General features: G+C 29.6%; 11 protein-coding genes. All 11 read right to left on the bottom strand.

The genetic code is table 11. The features are described from left to right. A partial coding sequence (locus E6248_RS06670; RefSeq protein ID WP_316340036.1) for a response regulator occupies positions 1-626 on the bottom strand: 626 nt, incomplete at its 3' end. A gap of 97 nt (positions 627-723) precedes the next feature. Beyond that, complete coding sequence (locus tag E6248_RS06675) at positions 724-3,756, bottom strand: glycoside hydrolase family 2 TIM barrel-domain containing protein (protein WP_316340037.1); 3,033 nt, start codon at positions 3,754-3,756, stop codon at positions 724-726. 35 nt (positions 3,757-3,791) lie between these two features. Continuing rightward, positions 3,792-4,637, bottom strand: a complete 846-nt coding sequence (locus E6248_RS06680) for a carbohydrate ABC transporter permease (protein WP_316340038.1) — start codon at positions 4,635-4,637, stop codon at positions 3,792-3,794. Continuing rightward, positions 4,630-5,526 carry a sugar ABC transporter permease gene (locus tag E6248_RS06685; protein ID WP_316340039.1) on the bottom strand — a complete coding sequence of 299 codons (897 nt, stop codon included), beginning with the start codon at positions 5,524-5,526 and terminating at the stop codon, positions 4,630-4,632. The genes E6248_RS06680 and E6248_RS06685 overlap by 8 nt, the downstream gene beginning before the upstream one ends. A 73-nt stretch (positions 5,527-5,599) precedes the next feature. Beyond that, positions 5,600-6,907 (bottom strand): extracellular solute-binding protein, encoded by a 1,308-nt coding sequence (locus E6248_RS06690; RefSeq protein WP_316340040.1) that lies wholly within the window; start codon positions 6,905-6,907, stop codon positions 5,600-5,602. A gap of 347 nt (positions 6,908-7,254) precedes the next feature. Further along, positions 7,255-8,502: a DNA polymerase IV gene (locus tag E6248_RS06695; RefSeq protein ID WP_316340041.1), complete on the bottom strand. Its 1,248-nt coding sequence runs from the start codon at positions 8,500-8,502 to the stop codon at positions 7,255-7,257. Positions 8,503-8,734: 232 nt separating this feature from the next. Further along, positions 8,735-8,983, bottom strand: coding sequence for a hypothetical protein (locus E6248_RS06700; RefSeq protein ID WP_316340046.1), 249 nt, complete (start codon positions 8,981-8,983; stop codon positions 8,735-8,737). A gap of 359 nt (positions 8,984-9,342) precedes the next feature. Next, complete coding sequence (locus tag E6248_RS06705) at positions 9,343-9,687, bottom strand: FMN-binding protein (protein ID WP_156624574.1); 345 nt, start codon at positions 9,685-9,687, stop codon at positions 9,343-9,345. Positions 9,688-9,712: 25 nt separating this feature from the next. After that, entirely contained in the window at positions 9,713-11,134 is a 1,422-nt protein-coding gene (locus E6248_RS06710; protein WP_316340042.1) for a flavocytochrome c, read from the bottom strand. A 105-nt stretch (positions 11,135-11,239) separates the two neighbouring features. Continuing rightward, the gene (locus E6248_RS06715) at positions 11,240-11,938 is read right to left on the bottom strand and encodes a response regulator (protein ID WP_316340044.1); all 699 of its coding nucleotides are present in this window, start codon (positions 11,936-11,938) and stop codon (positions 11,240-11,242) included. A 2-nt stretch (positions 11,939-11,940) separates the two neighbouring features. Continuing rightward, positions 11,941-13,479, bottom strand: coding sequence for a sensor histidine kinase (locus E6248_RS06720; protein WP_316340045.1), 1,539 nt, complete (start codon positions 13,477-13,479; stop codon positions 11,941-11,943). Between the last annotated feature and the right edge of the window lie 109 nt (positions 13,480-13,588).

The raw sequence follows: 13,588 nt of genomic DNA on the forward strand, positions 1-13,588 counted from the left end.
GTATTTATATTTATATACTCTTTGTTACATTGGAAAAACTCATCTAACTTTCCTATAATGTCTTGAATCCACTCTTCATTTTTTCCATGTAAGCTTTTTATATCTATTCCTAATATTCTAAAGCAGCTATGATGAAAAAGATTTACAAACCTTTTCTCATCTAATACGTTTTCATAACCTAGAATATATTTTTCAATTAAGGTATGATAATATTCCTCATCATTTTTCATCAGCTTCATCCCTGGAATTCTATTTACAGCTTTTTTTAGAGTTATAATCAAATTAGAGGGAGTCAGTGTTGGCTTTAAAACATAATCCACTGCTCCGCTCAATAAAGTGTTTTTTACGTACTCAAATTTATCATAACTACTAAGAATAACAATCTGTATTTCTGGATACTTTTTCTGTACTATTTTCGAAAAATCAACTCCGTCCAATATAGGCATTACTATATCAGATATAATAATATTGGGTTTAACTTCCTCAATTATATCTAATGCTTCTTTCCCATTCGTTGATTCTCCAACTATTGTAAAACCTTCACTCTCCCAATTTATCATGTGCTTAATTCCTTGACGCATAATAAATTCATCTTCTACAATTAATACCTTACAGTACTTTCCCATACTATCCACCCTTTACAGATTGTTATTATAATCTATGCTTTTTTAATGAAACTCACTACTCACATGCATTCCTAGGTGTAACTCTCCACCAATCAAATCAGATATTTTGGGTCTTAGTTATAGTAAAACTTAAATCAATATCTTCATTAGATGGTATTAAATATTGATCATGGACTGGAGCTCCCCAGCTATCATCTCCACCTACTCCCATCTGCTTTGCTATTATACGTACCCATGTATAATTAACATTAGGTAATTCATCAATATGCATTGCATTTTCAATTTCATATGCACTATATGGTAATACACTTAATTCAAATGGCTTATCATTATATTTAAAGCATAATCCTTCCCCATTATCATTAGTTACCTCAACCCATCTAACTTCTGTTCTATTTCCACACTCTTGAGGAATTAGATATTTTGACATATTATCACTTGCTGTACTTTTAAATACATCAAGTCTAGCACCTTCATTACGATCTATATAATTTTCCTCTGGTCCTAATCCATAATACTTAAATATATTTAGTTCTTTTTTTAGCTTAAATTCCATACCATATAGAGGGATTTCAGCCATACCTTCAACACCAGTATATTTCAATCTTATATTTATTGAACCATCAGATGTAACAGTATATATAACTTTATTTGTAGTTTGAACTGCTGTTGGCATTACAAAAGTATATTCCAATGTTACTTTATTTTTTTGCTCATCTAACTTAAAATCAACTGCTCTTTGATGTAGTCCAGCAATTTGCCATTGTGCACATCTAAAGTCATGTCCATTACCCCTATCATTATCTGTAGTTGCCCTAAAGAAAGATGTCCTAGGTGCTCTTGTGATATACTCTTTATCAGTATAACGAAGTGATATTAGTCCTGCCTCTTGTTTAGAAAACATCATACTAAAATCTTTACCCTTAACTCCAATATTAACATCACCATGTACTACTTCAAATTTATCTTCACAATTCTTATTATCTAATTCTTCTAACTTATTAATGATAGTTTGTCCAAATGCTACTTCATGCCCTCTTGCTGCCCATAAAGTCTCTTCTCTTAATCTCATAGATACATTATAAGTAAATCCTCCATTTTTTTCAAGTTCTGGACATTCTACTAATACAAATTTTTCAGCCCCTGCTTCAACATTTTCTAAGATAATTTTTTCAAAAATTCTATTATCTTCATGCTTTATATAGAATACAAATTCATATTCAGAAGTTCCAGTAAATAAGTTATTATTCTTTATATTAAATCCTTTATTGTTTGGTTTTAATTTTACATTTGAAAATAAATGCTTTACCTCTTGAACTTTAGGTGATATAGTTCTATCTGCATAAATTATTCCATCAGTACAGAAACAATAATCAGTTGCTCTATCGTCAAAGTCTCCACCATAAACTAATTTCTTTAGTCCATTTGCATCAGTGATTTCTATTGCCTGATCTATATAATCCCATATAAATCCACCTTGATACATATCATACTTATCTTCTAGTTCAGTATATAAATTTAATCCCCCACAAGAGTTACCCATAGCATGCATATACTCACAGCTAATATATGGCTTTTTAGGATTATTTTTTAAATATTCCTCTATATCTGCTGGCTTTGCATACATCCTACTTTCCATATCACTTATCTCATCAAAGTCCCTATTCCAGAACACTCCTTCATAATGAACTAAACGACTATCATCTTTCTTATGAAAATACTTAGTCATCTCCAAAATATTTGTCCCCGCATAAGATTCATTACCACAAGACCAGATTAATATTGATGGATGGTTTTTATCTCTTTCAAACATCGATTCAGCTCTATCTAAAACAGCCTCTTTCCATTCTGGTATAGAGCCTGGTACATTCCATGAAGGTTCACACGCCCCCATCTTCTGCCATGAACCATGACTTTCTAAATTAGCCTCATCTATTAAATATATACCGTACTCATCACATAAATCATACCACATTGAACTATTAGGATAATGTGAAGTTCTTACTGAATTAATGTTATTTTGTTTTATGAATTTAATATCCCATAACATGTCTTCCTTTGTTATAGCACGTCCTTTTTGACAATTAAATTCATGCCTATTTACCCCTTTAAATACTATTCTCTTACCATTTAAATGCATTATATTATTTTTTAGCTCAAATCTTTTAAATCCAACCTTCTGCTTAACTATTTCTAGTAAATTATTATTTGAATCAACTAATTCAATATATAAATTATATAAATAAGGTGATTCTGCACTCCATGGATTTACTTTATCTAAAATAATCTCTTTACTTAAACTTTCTTCTGCCTTTACTTTATCTAAAGAGCATATTGAATTTCCCTCTTTATCGTCTAAATATATATTTACAAAACACTCTTTATTAAATTTAATATTTAAATCTAAGTTTAATATTCCTTTAGTATAAGAATCATCTAATACAGCCTTTGCAAACATATTTTCAACGTGACACTCTGGCACTGAATAAAGATAAACATCTCTAAATATACCTGAGAATCTCCAAAAATCTTGGTCCTCTAACCAGCTAGCACTACTTCTTTTATATACTTCTACAGCTAGCTTATTTTCTGCATCCTTTAGATACTCAGTAATATCAAACTCTGATGGTGTAAATGAATCTTCACTATATCCTACAAACTCTCCATTTAACCATACATAAAAAGCAGTTTCTACTCCTTGGAAAGAAATAAATGTTTTCTTATTTTTCAGTTCTTCTTTTACCGTAAAGTACTTAACATAGCTTCCTACAGGATTATAAGTCTTTGATATATGAGGTGGTCTAAGCTCGTCGTGACCATCCCAAGGATACATTGTATTTATATACTGACATTTATCATATCCCTGTAACTGAATATGTCCAGGTACCTCTATATAATCAAAACTACTGCAGTCATAATCTTCTTTATAAAAATCTTTAATTCTAGTATCTTGATTTACTGCATATGAAAATCTCCACTTTCCATTTAAAGATTGCCTTAAAGGCATATCATATCCTAATTTAATATCCTCTTTATTTTCATAATATAAATGATCTGAATGTGCATCTACTCTATTCACTCTAAATACTTCTGGGTTATCTAACCATTCTATACTTGCTGTCTTTATCATTTCTGCTCTCTCCTTTTTTTAATAATCTCTCCACTTTAACCTTTTACTGATCCAGTCATTCCTGCTACAAAGTGCTTTTGCATTAAGAAGAATATTAATGCTGTTGGTAATGTTGCAATTACAACTGCCATCATAATCATACCGTAATCTGGAGTATATGATGAACCTAAGGCTGAAATTACTAAAGGTAAGGTTCTCTTATCAGTTGACTGTAAAGATATTAACGGCCACATATAACTGTTCCAGCTTGACATAAATGTTACTATTATAGCTGCAGCGTAAGTAGACTTCATTGTTGGCATAAATATTCTAAAGAATATACTAAACTCACCTAATCCATCAATACGAGCAGCTTCAATTAAATCCTTTGGAAAGGTTTTAGTATTTTGCCTGAAGAAAAATATTAAAAATGCTGTGGCTACTGAAATCACAATTACCGCTCCATGAGTGTTTAATGATATACCTTTTAAGGCACCTATAGTACTAAACTTACTAAACATTCTAAATAAAGGTACTATTAACGCTGCAAAAGGAATCATCATTGATAAAAGAATAAAATTAAATATTCTATCTCTAGTTTTTGTCTTATAAACTTCAAATGCATATCCAGCAGCTGATGAAACAATCATAGCAAAAGTTGTAGTTACAACAGATATAACTAATGAGTTCTTAAATGCTGTAGCATACTTCAAATCAGAAGCTAGAAGTTTTTTTAAATTTTCAAAAAAATATCCTCCAGGTATCAATGTTCCATTAGTGATATCTACTGATTTATTAGTAATTGCTATAACCATCCAAATAAACGGGAAAATTGATATAAATGATATTACACTTAATATTATATATTTAAAAATACTTACCATTTTCATTTTATTATTCATTATTATCCCCTCCTGCCTTTAATTGAATAAATGATAATATTACTATAAGGAAAAGTATTACGTAAGAAACTGCTGCTGCATATCCAAAATTAGGTGAGTACTTAAATAATAAGTTGTAAATATATTGAGATATAGTAACAGTTGCGTTAGCAGGTCCTCCCCCTGTTATATTTGCAACTTCATCAAATAGCTGTAATGTTCCTATAGTAGAATTTATAGTTGTAAATAATATTATTGGTTTTAAAAGAGGAAGAGTAATAGTTTTAAATTTTACAAAAGCACTAGCTCCATCTATATCAGCTGCTTCGTATATAGAATCATCTATAGATTGCATACCAGCTAAATAGAACACCATATTATAACCTGTCCATCTCCAAGTTATTGCAATTATAATTAATACTTTTGCCCAAACAGGATGTGTTATCCAAGAAATTGGTTCAGAAATTAAGTTTATATTCATTAAAAATGCATTTATAAAACCATCTGTCGCAAATAAACTTTTAAATACTATTGAATAAGCTACTAATGATGTAACACAAGGTAAGAAAATTGCTGTCCTAAAAAAGCCCCTAGCCTTTAATCTTTTATCATTTAACATTGCAGATATTGCAAGTGCAAGTATAATCATTATAGGAACTTGAATAATTAAGTATAATACCGTATTGAATAAAGCTTTTCTAAATGTTGAATCAGTTAATAATCTCTTATAATTATCTAATCCTACGAAGTTTAAATTATTCCCCATTCCACCTTGTAATGAAGTTATAAAAGCTTGCACCATAGGATAAAATACAAATGTAACTATTAAGAATATACTCGGTATAATAAATAGCCACGCTGTTTTATTTAATTTATAATTTAATTTAGTACTTTTTCCATTACTCTTCATATATTCCTCCTTATATAAAGAACCATTTACTACTCTAGACCTTAGTAAATGGTTTCTTAGTTAAAACAGCTTATTATTGTGCTACAGCGGCCTCAATTTGTCCTTGGAAATTTTTTAATGTCTCATCTACATCAGCACCTTGAAGAATTGCTTGCAAAGCTTCTGTCATAATATCTTCAATTGCATAAGTGTGTAATCCATAGTTTACTGAAGGTACTTCTGATGTCCATTCTGCTAAATCCTTAAAGACTTCTTGTCCACCAAAATATTCATCACCTTTATTATAGTTTGAAGCACCTGCAGCTTCATTTAATGTACTTACTAAATTTATTGACTCTACTAATTTATTCATTAAATCTGTATTTGAAGCAAAAGTTTTACCAACAAAGTCTACAGCAGCTTCTGTATTTCCAACATTTTTAAGTACATACCAACCAGCACCACCAATTGAAGATGCATTTACAGAACTTGAGTTGCTTTCCATTCTTGGGAATGAAGCTATTGCCCATTTACCACTTTGATCTTCAGCTTTCTTAATTGAAGGAGCAATCCAACATCCAGTTACAACACTAGCAACCTCACCGTTATTGAAAGCACCTACGAATTGATCCCATTCAGCAACTTGCTTTGTAATTCCTGCTTCAGTTAAATCTTTATATACTTTTATCGCATCTTTTAAAGCTTGATTATCAGCTATAGTAACTTCACCATTTTTTCCTGTATACCATGCACCTGAACTTTGTAACATCATTCTAATTTGGCCTATATCACTTGGGTCTAAAGTACACATTGCAACTCCAGTCTTTTCTTTAACAGCTTTACCTATTTCAATATACTTTTCCCAAGTTAAATCTTGCATGTCCTCTTTTGTGTATCCAGCTTGCTCTATTAAATCAACTCTATAGAAAGTTGCTGCAACTCCACTATCAAAAGGAATACCATATAATTTACCGTCTACAACATTTACTCCTGTTTTATAATCAGCAAAATCACTTGCTTTTGCTACAGATGATAAATCTGCAAACTCATCTTGATATGCTTGAAGATATCCTTGTATTTTATAATCTTCTATTAAAACTACATTTGGAAGACCTTCATATGATCCTGAAGAAAGGCTTGTATTAAGTTTTGCTACAATATCATCTTGTGACATTGTTACAACCTCAACTTCAACATCTGGATTATCCTTTGAATATATCTCCTTAGCTTGATTTGCTGCTACTATATTAAATGACTCATCCCAAGCCCATATTGTTATTTTGTCATTGCCTCCTGTAGTTGTATCACCTGAAGAAGCTCCATTATCATTATTCCCACAAGCAGCTAATCCTAAAGTTAAAGTAGATGCCATTAAAATTGATAATAACTTTTTAAATCTCATTTTCATTCTCCCCTTTATTCTATTTGTAATGCTTTACAATTAATATTTTAACATATATATCCATGACATCTTTAGCACTTTATTGTGTTAATTATATTAATTTTTTTGCATTTTTCACTAAATATAATTATGTAATTTGCACTTTTTTTATAAACTTGTACTATTTTTATAAAATAGAGTTCATAAATTTTTTTTAGTCTTCTTATCGTATAATTTCAAATGATTAATAACTTATAATACTATCTTTATATAAAAAACACTTTCAACATAAAATTAATTATACTCTGAAATTTATCAAAAAAAGTGCTATATCTTAAAATTACAGTTATAATTTTAAGAAAGCACTTTTATAATAAACTTCCCATCATAGGATAATCATCTTCCCCATTACCACCATTAATTGATTTTATACCTGAATGAAGGAAGGTAGATCTAATTATTGAATTATTGCCATATCGCTCTCTTATAGAGTCTATAGCTTTATCTAATGCCCTTTGTTTCTCTACCCTTTTATTATCAAAGAGAGAACATTGAAAAAATTCATTACTACATAATTTACTTACTCTAACTCCTAATTGCCTTATAGGCTCTCCTCTCCGAACTTCATCAAAGGCAATAGTAAGTTCTTTAAATATTTCTTCTGTTAAGTCAGTATAGTTTTCTAACGATCTTTGATGAATATATCTTTCGAAGTTAAATCCCTTTATAGAAATAGCAACTAACTTACATAAACTATTATTATTTCTTAATCTATTAGCAACTGATTCTGTTAATGATAATATAATTTTTAAGGCTTCTTCTCTAGTAGTTACATCCCAGGCTATAGTTGTAGAGTTTCCTATTCCTTTTACTTCTATATAGTTATATTTTCTAACTGCGGAATCTTCATTTCCATTTGCATAGTTATATATGGTAGTTCCATGACTTTTAAATACACTACATAATAGTTTTAAGTCAAAGTTTGCAAGCTCTCCTATTGTATTTATATTAAGCTTATCTAACTTTCTTTTGGTAGCCCTACCTACCATAAATAAATCCTCTACAGGTAAAGGCCACATCTTATCTTCTATTTCTTCTTTAAATAATGTTTGAATAGAATTCTTTGGTTCAAAGTCACTTGCCATTTTAGATAAAAGCTTATTTGTACTTATACCAATATTAACATTAAAGCCTAGTTCTCTTTTTATTCTAAGTTTTATTTCTTCAGCTTTTTCCATATAATTTTCTTTAAAATGACTCATATCCATAAATACTTCATCTACAGAATATCTTTGTATCTTAGGAGAATACTCATAAAGCAAGTTATACATAGCATTACTACAGTCCATATAGAGCCTATAATTAGGTCTAAAAATCTTTAAACTAGGGCATTTCTTTAAGGCATCTATAATAGGCTCTCCAGTTTTAATATTAAATTTTTTAGCTGGAATAGATTTAGCAAGTACTATTCCATGCCTATCATCAGTACTTCCACCAACTATTGATGGAATTTCTCTAATATCTTCTTCTATTTCTCCAAGTTGAAGCATTCTTATAGCAGTCCAAGATAGGTAGGCTGAATTTACATCTATATGAAAAATAATCCTATCACTCAAATTCATTCACTTCCCATTATTTCACTTTATAATACTTACTTTTAAAGTTCATAACCAAATACATCTTTGTCTTATTTTATCTACTACAAAATTGTACTTTTTTAATGCATTGAAAGTAATTTAAATATCATCAAAGCAAGGTGTAAAATTGTAGTTTTATAACTTACTAATAATATCTTGAAAATAATTTATACCTTACAGATTAAAATTACTATAAACTATAGGACTTAACTTACATTTTAAATAATATCCATTTATAACTCTTAGCATCATATTTAATTTCAAATATTATTTCTATACCATTTATAGAGGAACTGCAAACAAACTTCTCCATAATGTTCCCTGCCAGTTTTTCCTTATCTCTTTTTAGTATCTTATTTATCTTAATTACTTTAGCCCCGTCCTCTTCTATTTTAAATTTAATTGGATTAATGGAACCATCTTCATTAAACCAAGCTATCATTTTAATTGGTTTAGCCACAACTTTCAAGGATATCCCTCCCATGGAAATTCTTATTTTAAGTATAGCAAACATATGTTCTTTTGTAAATATAGTTTGCCTATTAATATAAAAAATACTCCTTTAGTTATTAAAATATGACTAAAGAATTATAATTACCTTGAGAATCAGAAAATTAGAAATAAATAGTTTCAATATCCTCTTTACATCTTATAGTTAAATTAAATGAAATTATTTCTTCTACTGAGTCTGCACAAATATAAGAAATTGTATATTAAAGAGAGCTATGATAATCCTAACTCTCCCAGATTGTTGAAAAACCCCCTATTAAAAATAGGGGGTTTTAGAATAATATATTTAAAAAGTTTAAGAGCTAATTTCTATTTAGATGCTGACTCTAAAGCTTTATTAACAGCTTCTATTACACCGTTTGATGAATTCGTTGCTCCTGATATAGCTTCAACGCCTTCAGTGCTTTGTTTTTCAATTATTTCTGGAACTAAATTATCCTTAACTCCATCAACTAAAGTCTTAGTTTCGTTATGTTCAACTAAATTAACTTCTGATATATTTCCTTTTTCAACCTTAACTTCCACTTTTATTATGCCAGAAGCTCCTTGTCCTTCACCAGTATATGTTCCATCAGTGTATTTTCCACCACCACAGCCAACTAGAACAGTGGCAGATAATACTATTGTACTTAATATTGCAGTTATTTTCTTCATTTCTTACTCCTCCTACAATTAAATCCTATTTAATAAATGTTGCTGCATTTTTTCCTGCAGTTCTACCAAAAGTAACTATATCAGCTAATGCGTTTCCACCTAATCTATTTCCACCATGAACTCCTCCAGTTACTTCTCCTGCTGCAAATAATCCTGGAATTACATTACCATCTTTATTTATAACTTCAGCATTTGTATTTATTTTTAATCCACCCATTGTATGGTGAACAGCTGGAGTTACAGGAATTGCATATACTTTTCCTTCATTTAATTGTCTTGGAAGGTCTTCTCTATTAAATTCTGCATCTGTTTTTGCAACTACTGCTTCATTATACTTATTAATTGTTTCAACCATAGTATTTTTATCTATTGATAATTTTTCTGCTAGTTCTTCTACTGAATCAGCTTCTGTTACTAATCCCATGTTGAAGTACTCTTCAGTAGCTTTTAAACTATTTCTTAATCCTTCATCAAAGAAAAGATAAGCTACTCCATCTTTTTGCTCTAATATAGCCTTTGAAACTACATCTCTTGTAAATAATTCATTTGTAAATCTCTTACCATCTTTATTAATAAGAATTGCTCCATTACCTCTTACAGCTTCTGTTACCATTACAGCCTTTTCTGGAACAACTGTTGGATGAGTTTGAATTTCCTTCATATCTACTAAATCTGCACCAACATTTTCTCCTAGAACTATACCATCTCCAGTAGCTCCGTTATGATTAGTTGTAGCAAATCCTTTTAAATCTTCTTTGTAGCTAACTACCATTTCTTGATTAGCTGAGAATCCCCCTGCAGCAATAACTACTGCTTTTGTATTTATAGTATATTCTTTTCCCTCTTTATCTGTAACTTTCACCCCTGAAACATTACCATCTTTATCTAAAACTATTTCCTTTGCTTCATTCCATAATCTTAAATCAACTTCTTCTTTTTCAGCTGCTGTCTTTAGTGTATCAACTAAATGAGCTCCTACAGCTGCTCCCCCTGTTGGTCTGTGAGTTCTATAATTTGTAGCTCCTGCCATTCTACCAACATCTGATAAATCTGCTCCTAAATCAGTTAGCCATGCAACTGAATCCTTTGCTTCTTTAGATAGCTTTTCTACTAATTCTGGGTTATTTTTATCATATCCACCCTTCATAGTATCATCATACATAGTTTGAATAGAATCTTCTATTCCTTTTGCTTTTTGTTGTTCTGTTTCTGCTGCATTTAAACCACCAGTAGCTCTATTTGTGTTACCACCTACCATTGGCATTTTTTCTAGAACAACAACGTTTTCTATACCATCTTGTTTAGCTTGTACAGCTGCAGATAATCCTGCACCACCTGCTCCTATTACAACTATATCAGCAGTTTCTTTCTTTCCACTACAACCAACTAAAGCTGTTGGAATTAAAATTAAAGCTGACATTACTAATGCTAAAGCTCTCTTTTTCATTTAACTATCTCCCCTTAATCTTAAGTTATTTACAGCATTAGTATATTTGTTAATTAATAAACTATCAATATTGTGGTCTTATTGTTTATTTTGGTCTTTTTGGTCTTATTTTTTAAGAATATAATAGTTTGTTGGCCTACCAATTTTTCCATACTCCTGATTTATTTCCACTTTACCTTCTTTAGACATCTTTTCTAAATATCTTCTTGCAGTTACTCTAGCAAGACCACTTCCTTGTGCTATCTCCTCTGCAGTCAAATATTCTTCATATTTTTGATTCATATAGTCTATTATTTTGTTATATGTTTTTAAACTTAACCCCTTGCACAATTCTTTTTCTTGTACTTCTTCCTCTATAAAATTTGTATTAATCTTTAATATGTATTGATCTATATAATCCTGATTCATATTATCTACTTTTCTTAATTCTATAAATCTGCTTCTATAATTATATAGAGCTTCTTTAAATCTCTCGAATTTAAATGGCTTTATTAAGTAGTCAATAGCACCATATTTGAAAGCATCATCAACTGAAGCCTTACATTTATCTGCTGTAATTAAAATAGTATCTACATCAACTTCATTAACTCTTATCCATTTTAATAAGTCTATACCTTTTCCATCAGGCAAAAAGATATCTAATAAAATTAAATCAGCCTTAGCTTTAATAATTTTATCTTTTGCTTCTTCTATGCTACTTGCATCTCCTACAACTTTAAATCCCTCAAGCTTTTCTAAAAACCTTGTATTTATTTCCTTTACCATCGGGTCATCTTCAACAATAAAAACCTTAATATTATTCATTGTTATATTTCTACCTCCCATGTCGTAATTTTATCTGAAGTTAATTTTAAATTTCCATTTAATGATTCTATAATATTTTTTACATTATATAAGCCAAGTCCTCTGAAATTTCCTTTTGTACTAAATCCTCTATTAAACATTTTTTCTTTAATAGTATCATCAATTTTGCTTCCATTATTTTTAACTATTATTTTTATATTTTCTTCTTGGAATATTCCAATATATATATATCCATTTTCTTTTGTCCTAAGTTCTTCAATTGAATTTTCTAGGAGGTTTCCTATAATAGTTAATATATCTTGTACCCTTATATAATCAGGAAGAGATTTTAAATATGATTTTTCATCAATCTCAAATTTTATTTTCATCTCATCAGCTCTATTATATTTAGAAAATAATAATCCCTGTATTGAAAGTTCCTTTATTTTACTTAAATTATCAGTAATTATACCTCTACTTTCTGTAGTATGAAATATATACTCTAAAGCTTCTTCTGTTTCATTTAATTGTAATAATCCTGCTATTGTATGTAATTTATTCATAAACTCATGATTTTGAGCTCTTAAATTCCAAGTTAATTCCTTTACTCCTGTTAATTCCTCAGCCATATTATGAACCCTTGTAAAGTCCTGAAAGCTAGCAATTGCTCCTACTACCTTACCATACTCACCAACTATACTATAGAAATTCCCCATGATTATTATATTGTTATCTAATCTTATTTCCTTATTGAATATCCTGCTCCTTCTATACATAACTTCAAATAGTAAATTAGTTACTTTATCATCTATTTTATCCTTTGAATTTATATTAAGTATTTCAAAAGCTTTATCATTTATTACTGTAATATATCCTGAACTATTTATTGCTATTAATCCTTCTTCTATATTATTAATAATAGATTCTTTCTCTCTTAGTTGAATAGCTATTTCTTCTGGCTCTAGTCCATAAATATCTCCTTTTATATTAGTAGCTAATTTCTTTGCTAAAAAAATTATAACTATTAAAACTCCTATAAATACGGGTATTAATCCTATTATATATTCCTTAACCTCACCTCTTAAATCTCTTTTTAACATTCCTACAGCTACAGCCCCAACTTGTACACCATCTTTATGCACTGGAACAAAGGCTCTTACAGATTTCCCTAAATGTCCTTCACCTTCCGATACATATGTCTCACCTTCAGTTAAAACAAGCTTTTCATCTCCTCCTAAAAACCTTCTACCAAGATTCTCAGGAATTGGATGAGAGTATCTTATTCCATCTTGATCCATTACTGTTATAAATAATAATCCTGTTTTTAGCCTTACTCTTTCCGCAAAGTTTTGGACTTTTAAATGTGTTGGATCTCCTTTATCAGCTAATTCCTTCTGAATCATGGGATTTGCAGCCACTACAAAAGCCGTATCTGTAAGACTTTTTCCTATTGCTTCAGATACTTTACTATTTATAATAGCTATAGAAAAAATGCTTATAATCAACATTATTGTAATAAAAATACCAATTGTAAGTCTTGTGATTTTCTTTTCCAAAGTCATATTTATACCTCTATACTATATTTATTCTTTTTTAATACAATAATTATATATTAATATGTTAAATGTAACAAATAAGAAAAAAACAAAAAATAATCAGCCAGACTATAAC

Source organism: Clostridium sp. (assembly GCF_032552055.1).
In the GTDB taxonomy this organism is placed as follows: Bacteria; Bacillota; Clostridia; order Clostridiales; family Clostridiaceae; genus Clostridium.